The sequence below is a fragment of the Pseudoalteromonas sp. P80D2 genome (assembly GCF_036680945.1).
Classification (GTDB): domain Bacteria; phylum Pseudomonadota; class Gammaproteobacteria; order Enterobacterales; family Alteromonadaceae; genus Pseudoalteromonas; species Pseudoalteromonas shioyasakiensis.
Window position 1 is genome coordinate 1 of sequence record NZ_JAZDAR010000016.1, and the last position, 16,548, is coordinate 16,548.

General features: G+C 43.7%; 16 protein-coding genes, 4 tRNA genes and 1 riboswitch. Of the genes, 4 read left to right on the top strand and 16 right to left on the bottom strand.

Annotated features, from left to right (window positions below):
• Nucleotides 1-157 precede the first annotated feature (157 nt).
• The 5 genes from VRK28_RS00700 to orn all read right to left on the bottom strand — a co-directional run bounded on the left by VRK28_RS00700 (nucleotide 158) and on the right by orn (nucleotide 1,643).
• A tRNA-Gly gene (locus VRK28_RS00700) sits at nucleotides 158-233 on the bottom strand.
• A 102-nt stretch (nucleotides 234-335) separates the two neighbouring features.
• Nucleotides 336-411: transfer RNA gene (locus tag VRK28_RS00705), tRNA-Gly, on the bottom strand.
• Between the two features lie 166 nt (nucleotides 412-577).
• Nucleotides 578-653 (bottom strand) — tRNA-Gly (locus VRK28_RS00710).
• 93 nt (nucleotides 654-746) lie between these two features.
• Nucleotides 747-822 (bottom strand) — tRNA-Gly (locus VRK28_RS00715).
• A 275-nt stretch (nucleotides 823-1,097) separates the two neighbouring features.
• Entirely contained in the window at nucleotides 1,098-1,643 is a 546-nt protein-coding gene (gene orn / locus VRK28_RS00720) for an oligoribonuclease (protein ID WP_054554138.1), read from the bottom strand.
• 122 nt (nucleotides 1,644-1,765) lie between these two features.
• Between orn and rsgA the strand changes: the two genes are divergently transcribed.
• Nucleotides 1,766-2,824, top strand: a complete 1,059-nt coding sequence (rsgA, locus tag VRK28_RS00725; protein WP_058585944.1) for a small ribosomal subunit biogenesis GTPase RsgA — start codon at nucleotides 1,766-1,768, stop codon at nucleotides 2,822-2,824.
• An 18-nt stretch (nucleotides 2,825-2,842) separates the two neighbouring features.
• A complete protein-coding gene (asd, locus tag VRK28_RS00730) occupies nucleotides 2,843-3,709 on the top strand; it encodes an archaetidylserine decarboxylase (protein ID WP_175083551.1) in 867 nt (288 codons plus the stop codon).
• Nucleotides 3,710-3,773: 64 nt separating this feature from the next.
• Here the strand turns inward: asd and VRK28_RS00735 are convergent, their stop codons facing one another.
• From VRK28_RS00735 to VRK28_RS00770, 8 genes are all read right to left on the bottom strand, one after another.
• Complete coding sequence (locus VRK28_RS00735; protein ID WP_062566541.1) at nucleotides 3,774-4,529, bottom strand: HesA/MoeB/ThiF family protein; 756 nt, start codon at nucleotides 4,527-4,529, stop codon at nucleotides 3,774-3,776.
• A 1-nt stretch (nucleotide 4,530) separates the two neighbouring features.
• A complete protein-coding gene (gene thiE, locus VRK28_RS00740; RefSeq protein ID WP_062566542.1) occupies nucleotides 4,531-6,054 on the bottom strand; it encodes a thiamine phosphate synthase in 1,524 nt (507 codons plus the stop codon).
• Nucleotides 6,055-6,069: 15 nt separating this feature from the next.
• The gene (locus VRK28_RS00745) at nucleotides 6,070-6,852 is read right to left on the bottom strand and encodes a thiazole synthase (RefSeq protein WP_062566543.1); all 783 of its coding nucleotides are present in this window, start codon (nucleotides 6,850-6,852) and stop codon (nucleotides 6,070-6,072) included.
• A 1-nt stretch (nucleotide 6,853) separates the two neighbouring features.
• On the bottom strand, nucleotides 6,854-7,051 hold the full coding sequence (gene thiS / locus VRK28_RS00750; protein ID WP_171041525.1) for a sulfur carrier protein ThiS: 198 nt from the start codon (nucleotides 7,049-7,051) through the stop codon (nucleotides 6,854-6,856).
• 8 nt (nucleotides 7,052-7,059) lie between these two features.
• Nucleotides 7,060-8,064, bottom strand: coding sequence for an FAD-dependent oxidoreductase (locus tag VRK28_RS00755; RefSeq protein WP_062566544.1), 1,005 nt, complete (start codon nucleotides 8,062-8,064; stop codon nucleotides 7,060-7,062).
• A 73-nt stretch (nucleotides 8,065-8,137) separates the two neighbouring features.
• Nucleotides 8,138-10,090 carry a phosphomethylpyrimidine synthase ThiC gene (thiC, locus tag VRK28_RS00760; RefSeq protein ID WP_062566545.1) on the bottom strand — a complete coding sequence of 651 codons (1,953 nt, stop codon included), beginning with the start codon at nucleotides 10,088-10,090 and terminating at the stop codon, nucleotides 8,138-8,140.
• 145 nt (nucleotides 10,091-10,235) lie between these two features.
• A riboswitch (TPP riboswitch) is annotated at nucleotides 10,236-10,337 on the bottom strand.
• 64 nt (nucleotides 10,338-10,401) lie between these two features.
• Nucleotides 10,402-10,761: an META domain-containing protein gene (locus VRK28_RS00765; RefSeq protein WP_283206515.1), complete on the bottom strand. Its 360-nt coding sequence runs from the start codon at nucleotides 10,759-10,761 to the stop codon at nucleotides 10,402-10,404.
• Nucleotides 10,762-10,927: 166 nt separating this feature from the next.
• Nucleotides 10,928-11,317: an acyl-CoA thioesterase gene (locus VRK28_RS00770; RefSeq protein WP_054561129.1), complete on the bottom strand. Its 390-nt coding sequence runs from the start codon at nucleotides 11,315-11,317 to the stop codon at nucleotides 10,928-10,930.
• Between the two features lie 123 nt (nucleotides 11,318-11,440).
• Here VRK28_RS00770 and VRK28_RS00775 point away from each other — a divergent pair, with 123 nt between their 5' ends.
• Nucleotides 11,441-13,540 (top strand): TonB-dependent receptor, encoded by a 2,100-nt coding sequence (locus VRK28_RS00775; protein WP_062566547.1) that lies wholly within the window; start codon nucleotides 11,441-11,443, stop codon nucleotides 13,538-13,540.
• Between the two features lie 68 nt (nucleotides 13,541-13,608).
• Here the strand turns inward: VRK28_RS00775 and epmA are convergent, their stop codons facing one another.
• Nucleotides 13,609-14,583 (bottom strand): elongation factor P--(R)-beta-lysine ligase, encoded by a 975-nt coding sequence (epmA, locus tag VRK28_RS00780; RefSeq protein WP_062566548.1) that lies wholly within the window; start codon nucleotides 14,581-14,583, stop codon nucleotides 13,609-13,611.
• 67 nt (nucleotides 14,584-14,650) lie between these two features.
• A complete protein-coding gene (efp, locus tag VRK28_RS00785) occupies nucleotides 14,651-15,217 on the bottom strand; it encodes an elongation factor P (protein ID WP_054554126.1) in 567 nt (188 codons plus the stop codon).
• Between the two features lie 41 nt (nucleotides 15,218-15,258).
• Between efp and epmB the strand changes: the two genes are divergently transcribed.
• Nucleotides 15,259-16,272: an EF-P beta-lysylation protein EpmB gene (gene epmB, locus VRK28_RS00790; protein WP_332393096.1), complete on the top strand. Its 1,014-nt coding sequence runs from the start codon at nucleotides 15,259-15,261 to the stop codon at nucleotides 16,270-16,272.
• On the opposite strand, the gene VRK28_RS00795 is transcribed toward epmB, so the two are convergent.
• A complete protein-coding gene (locus VRK28_RS00795) occupies nucleotides 16,273-16,485 on the bottom strand; it encodes a hypothetical protein (RefSeq protein ID WP_054554124.1) in 213 nt (70 codons plus the stop codon).
• Nucleotides 16,486-16,548: the final 63 nt, after the last annotated feature.

A 16,548-nucleotide genomic window follows, 5' to 3' on the forward strand; every position in this document is an offset into this window, starting at 1 on the left:
TGACTTTACTTTCATGATTACTGACTCCAAAAAGGTGTCTACTTTTATGGAGTCAGATCAGTAAGCTGTAAGCTGTAAGCTGTAAGCTGTAAGCTGTAAGCAAATCTTGGTATTAACTAAATTATTTAAGAAAGTGTTTTTGGGATTTTTTAGAGATTGGAGCGGCACACGAGGCTCGAACTCGTGACCTCAACCTTGGCAAGGTTGCGCTCTACCAACTGAGCTAGTGCCGCTTTAAATAGTTTCTAGTTACAAGATTCAAGTTACAAGTTTGAATAGCTTGGTGCTTTCAACTTTCCCCTTGAAACTTATATCAATTTCTTTTGGTGAGAAATTGGAGCGGCACACGAGGCTCGAACTCGTGACCTCAACCTTGGCAAGGTTGCGCTCTACCAACTGAGCTAGTGCCGCTTTTAAGTAGTCAGTAATTTGTCCGTTGTCGCACAACCTGAAGGTTGCGGTGAAACGTTCTGGCAACTGAGCTAGTGCCGCACAATAAGTTACTAGTTTTAAGTTACAAGCTTCAAGTTAGTTACTTTCTTCTTGAAACTTAAGCCAATTTCTTTTGGTGAGAAATTGGAGCGGCACACGAGGCTCGAACTCGTGACCTCAACCTTGGCAAGGTTGCGCTCTACCAACTGAGCTAGTGCCGCATAAATAAGTTGTAAGCTGCAAGTTTCTAGTTTCAAGCTAATGCTTTCAACTTTCCCCTTGAAACTTATATCAATTTCTTTTGGTGAAGAAATTGGAGCGGCACACGAGGCTCGAACTCGTGACCTCAACCTTGGCAAGGTTGCGCTCTACCAACTGAGCTAGTGCCGCTTTAAAGTAGTCAGTAATTTGTCCGTTGTCGCACAACCTGAAGGTTGCGGTGAAACGTTCTGGCAACTGAGCTAGTGCCGCTTTAAAGTAGTCAGTAATTTGTCCGTTGGCGCACAACCTGAAGGTTGCGGTAAAACGTTCTGGCAACTGAGCTAGTGCCGCAAATTATAACTTTCAACTATAAAAGTTTAGCTAAAGACACACTAACCCCGCGGGGGTTAACGTCTTAAGCGGGGCAGGATTCTACAATAATCCGATGTGTTTGCAAATGTTTTTTACAAATTAAAGAATTTTTCTTGGTAAACCTTTAATTCCATGATCGAATCTTTGATATCGTCGAGGGCTAGATGTGAACCTTTTTTGTTCACTTGCGCTAATACGTCAGGTTTCCAACGACGTGCAAGCTCTTTAACTGTACTCACATCAAGGTTACGGTAGTGAAAGTAGTCTTCCAATTCAGGCATGTACTTATTCATAAAACGGCGGTCTTGGCCGATAGAATTACCACACATAGGTGAAGCACCCGCAGGTACCCATTGCTTTAGAAATGCCAATGTTTGATCAATAGCATCTTGTTCAGTGAATGTGCTTGCTTTACAACGAGCTGTTAAACCAGATTGACCGTGCTGAGTCGTGCACCACTCGTCCATGCCATCAAGCAGTTCATCGCTTTGATGAATAGCAATAACAGGGCCTTCAGCCAAGATGTTTAAATCACTGTCGGTGACAACAGTGGCAATTTCGAGTATTTTATCTGTTGCTGGTTCGAGGCCTGTCATTTCCAGGTCGAGCCAGATAAGATTTGATTTATGAAAAGACATAGTTACCTTAGCGGTGCTTTCCTTTAGATCCAACGCATTTAGATATATCATATTAGTATCATCAGTCGACCTAAAGCTTTTTTTTCAAAAAGCCCGACATTTACTCAAGTTATAGGCCAAAAGTGGCAAAACAAAAGAAATTAAGTAAAGGCCAATCACGTCGAATTAAGGCCAATCATCAAAAACGCCTCTCTAATGCAGACAAAAAGCAACAGAAAGGGGCAACTGTGCAATGGCAAAATGACAATTTAGGCCCTGCCGAAAATGCGGTTGTGATCAGTCGATTTGGCCAACATGCCGATATCGAAACCGAATCAGGCGAAGTATTGCGCTGTAATATACGCAGAACAGTATCGAGCCTTGTATGTGGTGATGAAGTTATTTTTCGCCGTGCAAAAGTTAGCGAAGGCGACTTAGCAGGCGTTATTGAAGCAACTCATGAGCGTCGTTCACAACTAACTCGCCCTGATTTTTATGACGGGGTGAAAGTCGTCGCTGCCAATATTGACCAAATTTTAATGGTCTCTGCTGTATTGCCTGAGTTTACGCCAAACATTATCGACCGCTATTTAGTTGCCTGTGAAGACATGGGGATTGAGCCTATTTTAGTGCTTAACAAAATAGATTTAATTGACGATGAAGGCCTTGCTTTTATTGATGAAATTCTCGATATCTATCGTGAGCTAGGTTATCAAGTACTATTAGTCAGTAATAAAACCGGTCAAGGCATTGCTGAGCTTAAACAAAAACTGGTTGATAAAAACAGCATTTTTGTTGGTCAAAGTGGTGTGGGTAAATCAACCTTAGTGAACACTGTACTGCCTGATGCTGACATCTTAACCCAAGAAGTATCTGAGAACAGCGGCCTTGGTCAACACACAACAACCGTATCGCGATTACACCATTTACCAAGTGGTGGTAACCTAATCGACTCACCGGGAATTCGTGAGTTTGGCTTATGGCATTTAGATGTTGAGCGCGTTACATGGTGCTTTAAAGAGTTCCGTGATTTTATTGGTGGCTGTCGTTTTCGCGATTGTAAACATTTAAACGATCCTGGCTGTATAATTCGCCAAGCTGTTGATGATGGTGAAATTTCAGAACTTCGCTTTGACAGTTACCACCGAATTTTAGAAACTATGGCCGACGGCCGTGCTGGTGCACGCGCTCCTCGCGTATAACTATTTAGGAAATAACAAGTGAGTTTAGATAAATTCAAAATTGCTATGCAATATGCCATGCCAAAACATTTCATTTCGCGCATGGTTGGCAAGTTAGCAGCAGCAAAAGCGGGTGGCTTAACAACGGCCTTAATTAAATTGTTTATCAAACAATACAAAATTGATATGAGTGAGGCTAAATACCCAGATCCAGCTCATTACAAAACTTTTAATGAGTTTTTCACTCGCCCGTTAAAAGAAGGTATTCGTCCACTTGCTGAAGAAAGCGACATTATTGCTCACCCAGTTGATGGTGCAATTAGCCAATTAGGCGATGTAGTAGACGGTCAAATCATCCAAGCAAAAGGCCATGACTACAGCTTACAAGCACTCCTTGGTGGCAAAGAAGAAGACACTGCACCGTTTTTAGGCGGGAAGTTTGCAACTATTTATTTAGCGCCTAAAGATTACCACCGTATTCACATGCCTGTTGATGGTACGCTGAGCAAAATGATCTACGTACCGGGTGATTTATTTTCGGTAAACCCGTTAACAGCACAAAATGTACCTAACCTATTTGCTCGTAACGAGCGTGTTGTAGCTATCTTTGAAACTGAAATTGGCCCGCTAGCCATGGTACTTGTTGGTGCGACAATTGTTGCTAGCATCGAGACTATTTGGGCAGGCACAGTCACGCCACCAGCAGGTAAAGATGTATTTAGTTGGAATTACCCAACTACAGGTGACAACGCGATTACTCTGAAGAAGGGTGAAGAAATGGGTCGCTTTAAGTTAGGCTCTACCGTTATTTTAGCCTGGGGAGCAAATCAAGCTGAGTTCTTATCAGATCAACACCCAGAAACAGTGACCCGCATGGGCACACCATTTGCGAAAATTAACGACTAATAAGTTCAATTAAGCAAACCACTTGAGCAATAGTGGTTTGCTTAAAATTCATTATAAACCGCGCCTACACCCCACGATTACACTCTGAGCATTCACTATCTTTTTGAATATTAAAGCACTGCTGCATTAGTGTTAGCCCATCAAATTGAATAAACTCGCTACCCGTTTTATGGCCAAGCAATATATTGATAGCCAATAAACTTTGCATGCTCCCCATAACACCCAGCAACGGGCTCAATACCCCTGCATTGTCACAATTAAGCGCTGTTTGCTCCTCCGTTTGTGGGAATATACAGCCATAGCAAGGGCTCTGTTCATCACGAAAATCAAAACTCATCACCTGCCCCTGCGTTGCAATAGCGGCAGCTGATACAAGTGGGATAGATTTAGCTAAACAATAGCGATTAACCAAATACCGGGTAGCAAAGTTATCACTGCAATCGAGGATGATGTCAGCACCTTCAAGTAGCTCAACACAGTTACTTTCATCAAGCTTTTGGCATAAAGGCTTAACCGTAATTTGATTATTTAAACTGCTTAACACCTTGGCAGCCGCCTGTGTTTTTGCCTGCCCCATGTGGTTTACTTTATAGAGTATTTGTCGCTGTAGATTTGAAAGCTCAACTTTATCGTCGTCAATCAAAGTGAGCGTTCCGATTCCTGCAGCCGCTAAATAAAACAGTGCAGGTGAGCCAAGCCCCCCCGCTCCGACAACCACAATATGTGCAGACTTTAACTTTTGCTGCCCTGCATGCCCCACCTCTTTGAGTAGCAAGTGGCGGCTATAACGAATTTGCTCTTTGTCGCTTAACGCGCTCATATTATGACTGACCTTCGACCAGCTGTTTTAACTTGGCAATGGCTGCTTGGTAGTTTTCGGCTTCAGTAATCGCACGTACTACGGCAACACTGCCAACACCCGTGCTCGCAACTTGCTCAGCACGAGATAAGTCAATTCCACCAATCGCGACCGTTGGATAATCGGCCATCAACGGCACAAATTTTTCGAGCTTTTCTAAGCCCTGAATTTGCCCAGTCATGTCTTTAGTGGTGGTTGGATAAATAGCACCAAACGCCATATAACTTGGTCTGTAATTATGTGCACGCAGCATCTCATAAAAGCCATGAGTCGATACACCTAAGCGTAACCCCGCCTCTTTTATGGCAATTAAATTAGCGGTTTGTAAGTCTTCTTGTCCTAAATGCACACCATAAGCACCGTGCTTAATCGCCAACTGCCAATAATCATTGATATACACCTGCGCATCGTAATTCTGCCCCAGCATAACCGCACTTGCAATCGACTCATCAAGTGCTGCATCGTCTGCATTTTTCATTCTTAATTGAACTGTTTTAACCCCTTCGGCTAAACACTTCTCTAACCAATCAACCGTATCTACAACGGCATACAGCCCAAGTTGTTTAGAGTCGCACTCGGCAAAGCCTGCTGCCATGGTAAAATCAACCGGGCAATCAAAGTCGAGCTCATCACCGAGCCAACTTCCCGCCTCGATGACTTGTGGGTAATCTGCTAGATTTGTTGGAAAGCAAGTGTGTGCAACAGGTCCAATCCCTTCACCATATCGAATGGCTGCTTTTAAACCTTGGTTTATATAGGCTTTCGCTAAAATAAAGGCATCTTTGAGTGGATACTGTTTGGCTAAACACGCGGCAATCACAGAGGCCATACTGCATCCAGTACCGTGACTATGCGGAGTTTGAATTTTTTCGTTACCAAGCCAATATTCCTGCTCACCTTGCACGCAGTAATCAATGCAATAGCCACTTGGGTAATCCCAATGCCCCCCTTTGATAATCACCGCTTTTGCACCAAAGTCAGTTAACTTTTCTGCGGCTTCTTTCACTGCGCTTGGGCCAATCAAATAAACACCGGTTAATAGCTGCGTTTCGTGGGTGTTCGGTGTTACTACATCGACTAATGGCAATAAGCACTCTTTAATGGCACTAACGGTATCTTCTTCTGTTAATAAATCACCACTTGAGGCAATGGCAACCGGATCATAAACAACTAAAGGCGGCTCTGCCCAAGTTGCTTTGTAATGTTTTAAATGCTCACTAATAAGCTGTATTTGCTGCACATTGGCAAGCATGCCAATTTTAATCACACTGGCAGGCATATCACTGGCTAAGGCTAATAGTTGCGACTCAATCACCTCTGTTGAAATCGGGTTAAGTGCTTCTACACCTAAACTATTTTGTGCCGTTAAAGCAGTAATAACCGTACAGCCGTGTACATTAAAACTTTGCATTGCCTTGATATCGGCTTGAATTCCTGCACCGCCGCCCGAATCTGAGCCAGCTATGGTCCATACAACCTGATTCATGTTATTCCTCACATTTTATTCTTGATGCCAAAATGGCATACCGAGCGTCGGCGTTGATGGGCTTGCTACGTCTTTTTCTGGCATCGCTTTAGCCACATAGCTATATCGCCCCGCTTCAACCGCACTTTTAAACGCTTTACTCATCGTCACTGGGCAACCTGCCCCTGCAATTGCCGAGTTTAATAATACGGCATCATACCCTAATTCAAGCGCTTGGCAGGCATGAGATGGTAAACCTAAGCCTGCATCAACAATTAAAGTATGGTTTGGCAAGCGCTCACGGATCATTTTTAAGTTGTAAGGATTCAGCAAGCCTTTACCTGTGCCAATCGGTGCGCCCCAAGGCATTAGTACTTCGCAGCCTAAATCAGCGAGGCGCTGACACAGCACTAAATCATCTGTGCAATAAGGTAAAACTTTAAAGCCATCGGCCAATAAAATTTTAGTGGCTTCGAGCAGTGCGATTGGATCTGGCTGTAAATTATATTCATCACCAATTAGTTCTAACTTGATCCAATCAGTGGCAAACACTTCGCGGCACATTTGCGCCAAGGTCACCGCCTCTTTTACGCTATGACAACCCGCCGTATTTGGCAGCACCTTTAACCCAGTGTTTTTTATCAATTGCCAAAAATCATCACCCGCAGCAGCGCTTTGCTGGCGTCTTAATGAAACGGTGACAATCTCAGCCTGTGAGGCCACTATCGAATCCTGCATAACACTAGGTGAAGGATACAATGCTGAGCCAACCAGTAACCGACTCGTAAATTGCTCACCATAAACCGAAAAACTATCCATCTTAGCCTCCTTGAATTGGCGACAATAACTCAATGCTGTCGCCTTCGTTGAGGGTTTTAGCATCGCATTGACTGCGCGGTACAAAGTCACCATTAACGGCAACCGCAAATGGCGGTCTTGCGCCAAATTGACTTAACGCCTGAGTCAGCGATGTATTGTCGTTCACTGTAACTGACTGACCATTAATTAAAATATTCATTTTTATCCTTAAGCAATTAAGCTCACTGCATCATCAACCACCTGAGGCGCAAGTAGATAGCCATGACGGTATAAGCCATTAATACTGATCACTCGACCTTGCTTAGTGACTTTCGGACGATTGTCTGTAAACGCAGGACGAAGCCCCGATTGCAAGCTCTCGATACGCCCTTCAGCAAAGCCGCTATGCACCGTATAAGCAGCAGACAATAACTCCAGCGCCGAGCGCACGGTGACTTTACCGCGGTCTTGTGATTCGATTTCAGTCGCACCAATCACAAATTGATGATTTGGCTTAGGAGCAATATAAATTGGGTAACGCGGATGCATCAGTCGTATCGGTCTAGTTAGGTTCACCTCTGGTGCATATAAACGCGCCACCTCTCCTCTTACTCCACGCAGTAAAGGTTCAGCCTGTTTAGCACCTAAGCCTCTACAATCAAATACATAATCAAAGCTTTGGCCATTCACTTGATGGGCGTTCAATTCAACTTTACAGCCAAAGTTAAATTGCACTCCTTGCGAGGTAAGCTTTTTAAAACTAGCGCTATAAAATGCCTGATTATCGAGTTGCCCTTCACAAGGTAAATACACACCTTGGTGGAAACGCCCAGCTAGTTCTGGCTCAAGATCAGCGATTTGAGTGCCAACCAAAGCCTGTGCCTGATAGCTTTCAAGTGGTTTTAAGCGGCTCACAAAACTTTGTAAATCGCCCTTATCTTGCTGATGAGCAACCACTAAACTGCCTGTTTGTTGAAAATACACAGCGTCATCGAGTTCACTTAGAATTTGCTGCCAACGCGTGATGCTATTAAGCCCTTGTAGGGCTAAATCCTGTTCACACAGGACTGATTCTGCAAGGGGGGCTAACATCGCTGCAGCAACGCTGCCGGCACTGTTGCTAGCATGTTCATCATCTTGCTCAAACACACTTAACTGATGCTCTTTAGCAAGTGCCAATGCAGTTAAACGGCCAGTTAAACCAAAACCCAGTATCGCTATCTTTAAAGACATAAACTTTCTAGGCGCTAGGCTCTAGGCCCTAGGTAAAAACCCAGAGCCCATCGCTGATGCCTAGCTCCATCAATTAAACTGCTTTATGGTAAATCTCAGAGCCTGTTTTTTTGAACTCGTCTGATTTCGCTTTCATTTCGGCTTCAACATCGACCATTTTGATTTCGATAGCATCGCCTACGTTATTTGGATCGATACCTCTTGCTTCAAGATCTTTGGCGTAATCACGTACTTCTTGAGTGATCTTCATCGAGCAGAACTTAGGGCCACACATAGAGCAGAAATGTGCAATCTTGCCTGATTCTTGTGGCAGTGTTTCGTCGTGATATTCGCGGGCGCGTTCTGGGTCTAAACCTAGGTTAAATTGGTCGTGCCAACGGAACTCAAAGCGTGCTTTTGATAATGCGTTGTCACGCTCTTGCGCACCTGGGTGGCCTTTTGCTAAATCGGCAGCATGAGCAGCAATTTTGTAAGTGATTAAACCTTCTTTAACGTCTTCTTTGTTTGGTAAGCCTAAATGCTCTTTAGGGGTTACATAACAAAGCATAGCGCAGCCGTACCAAGCAATTTGCGCAGCGCCAATACCTGATGTGAAATGATCGTACCCCGGTGCAATATCCGTGGTTAATGGACCAAGCGTGTAAAACGGTGCTTCTTCACAGTGTTTAAGCTGCTCTTCCATGTTCTCTTTGATCATATGCATTGGCACATGGCCAGGGCCTTCGATGAACACTTGCACATCATGTTTCCAAGCAAGTTTTGTCAGCTCACCTAAAGTACGTAATTCGCTGAACTGGGCTTCGTCATTAGCGTCAGCAATAGAGCCCGGACGCAAGCCATCACCTAATGAGAAACACACATCATACTGTTTTAAAATTTCACAGATTTCTTCAAAGTGCGTGTATAAGAAGTTTTCTTTATGGTGCGCTAAACACCATTTCGCCATGATAGAGCCACCACGCGAAACAATACCGGTAACACGCTTTGCCGTCATCGGCACGTAACGCAGTAATACCCCAGCGTGAATAGTAAAGTAATCAACACCTTGCTCTGCTTGTTCAATCAAGGTATCGCGGAAAATCTCCCACGTTAGGTCTTCAGCTACACCGTTTACTTTTTCAAGCGCTTGATAGATTGGTACGGTACCAATTGGCACTGGCGAATTACGTACCACCCATTCACGGGTTTCGTGAATATAGCGACCCGTTGATAAGTCCATTACCGTGTCGGCGCCCCAACGAGTCGACCACACCATTTTTTCTACTTCTTCTTCGATTGATGATGTGACCGACGAATTACCAATATTCGCGTTCACCTTAACTAAGAAGTTTCGGCCGATGATCATCGGCTCAGTTTCTGGATGGTTGATGTTGTTAGGAAGCACGGCGCGACCACGGGCAATTTCATCACGCACAAATTCAGGGGTAATAAAATCAGGAATACTAGCGCCAAACGATTCGCCTTTGTGCTGGGCCGCAAGTAACTCTTCACGAACTTTAGCGCGTCCCATGTTTTCACGGATCGCCACATATTCCATTTCAGGCGTCACAATGCCTTGTCGCGCATAATGCATTTGCGTTACGTTTTTACCGGCTTTTGCACGGCGGATCTTTGGTAGGTGTTCAAAGCGGATATGATCTAACCCTTCATCTGCCATTCGCTGTTGAGAAAATTGCGAAGTCACTGAGTCTAAAATTTCAGTGTCGCCGCGGCTTTCAATCCACTTTTCACGGTATTTCTCAAGACCCTTGCGCACATCAAGTTGAAAATCTGGGTCAGTGTATGGGCCCGAGGTATCGTAAACACGAATTGGCGCGTTAGGCTCAAATACTGGGTTTTCTTCTGTACCACCGATGAAGGTATCGCTGAGGGTGATTTCACGCATCCCTACTCGTACATTGTCTTGTGTACCTTCTACATAAACTTTATGAGAATTAGGAAACGGTTGCCCCGTTAAGTTATAAATATAATCTGATGCAGCCGCACGGACTTCGCGGCGAGATGGTTTAGTTGTTGTGTTTGACATGACTTACCTCATTGCTTTAAGGGTTGTCTTGTCAGATATTGCAAATGCAATAGAGAGTGGCAAACGCCATTGGATCGTCAATAAGCTAAGTGCTTACTAGTGCAGCCTGTACCGCTTATGCCCCAAAAATTTGGCGCACAAGCGCCCAGTGAGGCAGCTTGTTCCCTACGCAGGTGTTAGCCTGATCAGGTTCACGGATCCCGCTTTCGCGATCTCAGCCTTATTAAAGGCACTCCGACAAGTATAAATTCGTTTCTTTTAAAACGCCCTGAGTGTACGTCAGTTAAAAATTTGCTGCAAGCTCAGCTACTTTAGTTTTTTGCAATGAAGGTAAAGTGGTGCTCACCTTGCAAGGTCAGTTGCTCAGCAGTTAAAGTAATGGCCGCACCTTCTTTTAGCGTTGACAGTAATTGCTGCTCAAGCGCATCAACTTGCTCACCACAAGATTTACGCGTCATACCTAACTTATTTACTGTTAGCGTATCTTCGCTGAGCGCACCTTCACCAAAAAATTTATTACAGCCAGCAAAGCCGTTAACCTGCATCGCTTCGATAAAACGCAGCGAGGCTGTTTGGGATACAGGAATGGCTAAACCATTCACTTTTGATAATTGCCACTGTGTATATTTTAATTGCTCACTAGTGACTGTCCCTGTCGATGAGCAGCCCATGCAAAATAATACTAAAAGGAGGGGCAAGGCTACTAACTTCATATTTTTTTACGATTCAAATTTCAATGTAGTAATAATAACAACATTTAACGCAATTGATCGTTAAAAAAACATGTTTTATCTGTAAAAAATTGTTCTAAGTTAGCTTTTTAAATAACAACGCAGACTATTTGAATAAGTTATCGACTTCTTCTGGTAAAAAAGGACGACCTTTTTCATTTACCGACGTGCCAATCACCAAAGCTTGCAGCATCACTTTATCGTCATGTTTACGATACACCGTTTGCCTAAAAGCAAACTTTAAACGGCTGATACGCTCAGGCTCAACTGCAACGTAAAACTCATCGCCCGGCACTAGTGATGCCTTGTAATCCATTTCGCTTCGCAGCACGACCAGGTTTACTTTTTCTCTTGCTAGCTTTGCAAAGTCGATACCTTGAGCATGTAAAAACTCATGGCGAGCATGCTCTAGGTAATTAAAATAAACACTGTTATTAACAATGCCTTGTAAATCACACTCATAATCACGCACTTTAAAGTCTACTTTAAAGGTCATAGTCGTATTCCTAATCAATTTACGTATAATTGCCTGCGTTTATACCATAAAAATTGATTTTATAGCCATTTGGCTAGCTAGGTTGCTAGAATAGCAGTCCCGAAAATGGAGTTAAGAATCCGCATGAAACGACGTTTATCATTATTATCTGCTGCCATCCTGCCTTTATTCGCAGCATCTTCAATTGCTTACGCTGAAGACGGTGATCTAGAAACGATTGAAGTTACCGGTGATTTCAAAAGAGAAAGCATTCAAACCCTTAGTGCCAGCGCAAGCTTGTTTTCTGATCATGAAATCAATCAACGTGGTGCAAAGTTTTTAGATGAGATGCTTGCTAGTGCAGCGAATGTAAACTTTACCTCTGGTGCATCTCGTGGTCGTTTCGTGCAAATTCGTGGTGTTGGTTTACGCTCACAGTTTGTTGACCCTATTAATCCTTCGGTTGGCTTAGTGATCGACGGTATTAACTACTCTGGTTTAGGCGGCAGTTCACTGTTATTTGATATCGACCAAGTTGAAATTTATCGCGGCCCACAAGGGACTCGCTTTGGTGCTGATGCCTTAGCTGGCATGATTCAAATGGAATCTGCAACACCCACTCTTGACCCAAGTGTGAAAATACAATTAGGTGCTGGCAACTACAACAGCTATGAAGCAGGTATAGCCGCAGGTACGGGTATTACTGACGACACAGCAGTACGCGCCAGCATTTATCAACGTGAATCGGATGGCTATGTTGAAAACCGTTATTTAGGTGAAGATACCCAGCAACAAGATGAGCTTGTTTCTCGCTTTAAGTTACACAGCCAATTGACCGATCATCTGCGTACTGAACTGAATGTACATTACATCGATATAAATAACGGCTATGACGCATTCACACTAGATAACAGCCGTTACAGTGTTGCTGATGAGCCAGGCCAAGACAACCAAGAAAGCATTGCGGTTGGCCTAGCAAACATATACACCGGCTTTGACTTTTTTGATGTTAGCTTAAACCTATCTGGTATCGACAGCGAGCTGTTATACAGCTATGACGAAGACTGGGTGTGTAATGATGAAGCCCAACCTGAATTATGTGCCGCTGGCTTACATGATTGGGGTTATAGCTCAACAGATGCTTACTTTCGCGATCGCCAAGATCAAGCGGCTGAGCTGCAATTTAGTGGTAAATCTGGTGAGTGGGTCGCAGGCATTTACTATCAAGGCCGCGAAGTTGACTTAGAACGTCAATACACTTGGCTTGCGCAACCATTTGCATCAACTTATGAAACCAGCAATATTGCTGCATACGGTCAATTAGCAACACCTATCGGCCCAAAAACAACCTTAATCACAGGTTTACGTGTTGAGCAGTATCAGGGCGACTACACCGACAACAACGGTTTTATTGAAGAAACCGATGATGTCATGGTGGGCGGTAAGCTTGCACTTGAATACCAAGTCATTGATCGCACCATGATCTACACCAGCATTACTCGTGGCTATAAAGCTGGCGGTATTAACTCTGAAGCTTTAGCAAAAGCAAAAGACGAAGGCTTAAACCTAGATGCTGATTTCTTTGCTAATCACACATCATTTGCCCCTGAATACCTATGGAGCGGTGAGTTTGGTGTGAAAGGCAGCTCTTTGGACGATAAGTTTGTGTTACGTCTTGCCGCTTTCTACATGTACCGTGAAGATATGCAGCTAAAATCGTGGCAAGTTGAAGGCCAAAAATTCACAGGTTATATCGATAACGCCAGCTCTGGCGAAAACTATGGTTTAGAAATTGAAGGCAGCTTCCAAGCTACTGACAATTTACTACTAACGGGTAGTGCAGGTTATCTACATACAGAAATCAATGACTTTGTTGCGCAATCAGGCCTAGATCAAGATGGTCGAGATCAAGCACAAGCTCCTAAATACCAATATGCATTCACTGCGCGTTATAACTTTACGCCAGCACTTTATGCATCAATTGGTGTAGAAGGCAAAGACGATTACTACTTCTCTGACAGCCATAACTCACAAGCACCAAGCACTAATTTAGTGAATGCTTCATTTGGTTATGAAAGTGATAATTGGAGCATTAATGCATGGGCACGTAACTTATTTGACGAAGACGTACCGACTCGTGGTTTTGAGTTTGGTAACGATCCATTAGACGGTTACACCACTCATACATACACACAGCTTGGCGAACCTATGGTTGCCGGTGTGACATTTATTTACGAGTTATAAGCAATAGGGTGCTAGGTTTTTTATCTAGCACCCAAACACCTAGAGCCTAGAGCCTAGAGCCAAATAAGTTAAGCCCTTTCAACATCAAAGGCGAGTACGTCTTTAATCTTTTGTTTATTCATTGCCAGCATAATGAGTCGATCAATACCCAGTGCGACACCCGCACATTGTGGTAAGCCATGCTCTAGTGCAGCTATTAAACGCTCATCCATTGGCACTTGCTTTAAGCCATTTGCTTCACGATATTGATTATCTTCACTAAAACGAGCTGCTTGCTCTTTGCCATTGGTCAGCTCATTAAAGCCGTTTGCCAGTTCCATATTTTTAAAATATAACTCAAAGCGCCCTGCGACTCGCTCATCATGTTGGCAAATATGCGCAAGAGCGGCTTGCGATGCAGGAAAATGATAAACAAAACAAGGCTTTTCTTGGCCAATCGTTGGTTCAACCTTCATACAAAATAATAGCTGCAACAAGGTATCGCGGTGCGTTTCATTCGCCGCAATATCGGCAAAGCCCTGCTCTGTTGCTAGTTGCTGCAATGTGCTGATATCAGCAGTTAAAGGATCAACACCTAAGGCGTTCATAAAGGCTTGCTGATATGTGAGTCGCTCTGCGCTTTCTACGCCAAGCACTAATTGCATAAGCTCATCCATTTCATCCATAAGCGCAAATTCATCAAAACCCGGACGATACCACTCAAGCATTGTAAATTCAGGATTATGATGACTACCCGCCTCTTCATTACGAAAGGCTTTGCATAGCTGGAAAATAGCCCCAGAGCCTGCAGCAAGTAAACGCTTCATGGCAAACTCAGGGGAAGTTTGCAAATAAAGTGGTAAGCCACCAGCATGACCAGGACCAACAAACTCGGTACTAAATGTCGCTAAATGCACATCGGTTACACTGGCCGCACTTAAGCTTGGCGTTTCAACCTCCATAACATCACGATCATAAAAGAACTCGCGAATACGGCGGATGATAGCGGCACGGTGGCGTAAAGTTTCAATATCGGCGCTTGGTTGCCAGAGGACATTAGACATAAAGTGTTTCCCAAAAAAAATCCCAGCAGAAGCTGGGATTTTATAATAAATTGCTTAACAAAGCCTATTACTTAACACGGCTCACGTATTCACCGCTACGAGTATCAACTTTGATCACTTCGCCGATTTGTACGAATAGAGGAACACGAACAACAGCACCTGTGCTTAATGTTGCTGGTTTACCGCCAGTACCCGCTGTATCACCTTTTAGACCTGGATCTGTTTCAGTGATTTCTAATTCAACGAAGTTTGGTGGAGTCACAGCGATTGGGCTACCGTTCCAAAGCGTGATTGTACAAACGTCATTTTCAACTAACCATTTTGCATTGTCGCCAAGCGCTTTTTCGTCAGCAGCGATTTGCTCAAATGTTTCGTTGTTCATGAAGTGCCAGAACTCACCGTCAGTGTATAGATACGCTAAATCTGTATCCATTACGTCTGCACCTTCAACTGATTCACCTGACTTGAATGTTTTTTCTAGTACTTTACCTGTGATAAGTTTACGAATACGAACACGGTTAAACGCCTGGCCTTTACCTGGTTTTACCATTTCATTTTCTAAGATGCTGCAAGGTTCGCCGTCTAACATAATTTTTAGGCCGCCCTTGAACTCATTGGTGCTATAATTCGCCATCGTTTCCTCTGTCTAAATAATTTCGAGTAATCTACGTGTCAATGATACAAAGAAATGAAGTAAATTTGCATAAAAACTGGCAAAAAGAATTGGCAAATGTTGTCACTTGTCCTGAACGCTTGCTAGAAATGCTAGGATTATCAAGCAAAGTAGACGAAAAAGACCTCAAAGCACGCAGTCTTTTTCCTGTCCGCGTGCCACTGCCTTTTATCAAAAAAATGCGTTATGGCGACATAAACGACCCTCTTTTGCTGCAAGTGATGCCAAGACACCAAGAGTTTTTAGCAAAAACAGGTTACGACAAAGATCCTCTAAAAGAGCAAGATAACAACCAACCTGGTTTGTTACACAAGTATCGCTCTCGGGTTTTAGTGATGTTTAAAACCGGCTGTGCTGTAAATTGCCGTTATTGTTTTAGACGCCATTTTCCTTATCAAGAAAACCAATTAAACAAACGCAGCTTGATTGACGCACTGGCTTACATAAAAGCAGACAGCAACATCAACGAAGTCATATTAAGTGGTGGCGATCCATTGATGGCCAAAGACGATGCTGTTAGTTGGTTTATGGATGAGTTAGAGCAACTTCCGCAAATTAAACGCATGCGTATTCACAGCCGCTTACCTGTGGTGATCCCTGCAAGAATTACCGATGAGCTATGTGCACGCCTTGCTGCATCACCGTTAAAAGTGGTGTTTATAAACCATATCAATCACGCTAACGAAATTGATGATGACTTTAAAATGGCCATGCAAAAGTTAAAAGCTGCAGGGGTTACGTTATTAAATCAGGCGGTGTTACTAAAAGATGTGAATGATTCTGTCGAGTCGCAAGTTGCACTTAGTGAGGCTCTGTTTGAGGCAGATATACTTCCTTACTACTTACATCTACTCGATAAAGTTGAGGGTGCTAGCCATTTTGACATAGCTGAGAGTCAGGCACGGGAAATCGTAACGGCTATGCTGGCAGCATTGCCGGGGTTCTTAGTTCCTAAGCTGGTGCGCGAGATCGGCGGCGAAAAAAGTAAAACGCCTATCGATCTCAATATACTGTAGCTAAACGTATACGTTTACGTTGTTACCTAGTGTCGCAGTTACCGACTTAGCAGGTGTTTGTGCAGCACTGGTGTTCATTGCTGCGCCTTCGATAAGTGCAAGTGCCGCAGCACCATCAGCCTTTTGCTGTTTTTTAGCAAGCGATGCGCTGTAAACTTCTGCGCTTTCACCACCGCCACTCATCGCTGGTAAGCTTGATCCTGATATATTCATAGTTCATTACCTGACTTTTTATGACAATCCACGTACTATATCGGCATTGCAGTCTAAAGCTTT

Coding starts and splice junctions, on each gene's coding strand:
- VRK28_RS00755 (WP_062566544.1), bottom strand. CDS start 8,064: ATGTCTTTAAAGATAGCGATACTGGGTTTTGGTTTAACTGGCCGTTTA.
- efp (WP_054554126.1), bottom strand. CDS start 15,217: ATGGCGAATTATAGCACCAATGAGTTCAAGGGCGGCCTAAAAATTATG.
- VRK28_RS00735 (WP_062566541.1), bottom strand. CDS start 4,529: ATGAGCGCGTTAAGCGACAAAGAGCAAATTCGTTATAGCCGCCACTTG.
- epmB (WP_332393096.1), top strand. CDS start 15,259: ATGATACAAAGAAATGAAGTAAATTTGCATAAAAACTGGCAAAAAGAA.
- VRK28_RS00765 (WP_283206515.1), bottom strand. CDS start 10,761: ATGGGCTGCTCATCGACAGGGACAGTCACTAGTGAGCAATTAAAATAT.
- VRK28_RS00775 (WP_062566547.1), top strand. CDS start 11,441: ATGAAACGACGTTTATCATTATTATCTGCTGCCATCCTGCCTTTATTC.
- thiE (WP_062566542.1), bottom strand. CDS start 6,054: ATGAATCAGGTTGTATGGACCATAGCTGGCTCAGATTCGGGCGGCGGT.
- VRK28_RS00795 (WP_054554124.1), bottom strand. CDS start 16,485: ATGAATATATCAGGATCAAGCTTACCAGCGATGAGTGGCGGTGGTGAA.
- VRK28_RS00745 (WP_062566543.1), bottom strand. CDS start 6,852: ATGGATAGTTTTTCGGTTTATGGTGAGCAATTTACGAGTCGGTTACTG.
- epmA (WP_062566548.1), bottom strand. CDS start 14,583: ATGTCTAATGTCCTCTGGCAACCAAGCGCCGATATTGAAACTTTACGC.
- VRK28_RS00770 (WP_054561129.1), bottom strand. CDS start 11,317: ATGACCTTTAAAGTAGACTTTAAAGTGCGTGATTATGAGTGTGATTTA.
- thiC (WP_062566545.1), bottom strand. CDS start 10,090: ATGTCAAACACAACAACTAAACCATCTCGCCGCGAAGTCCGTGCGGCT.
- thiS (WP_171041525.1), bottom strand. CDS start 7,051: ATGAATATTTTAATTAATGGTCAGTCAGTTACAGTGAACGACAATACA.
- orn (WP_054554138.1), bottom strand. CDS start 1,643: ATGTCTTTTCATAAATCAAATCTTATCTGGCTCGACCTGGAAATGACA.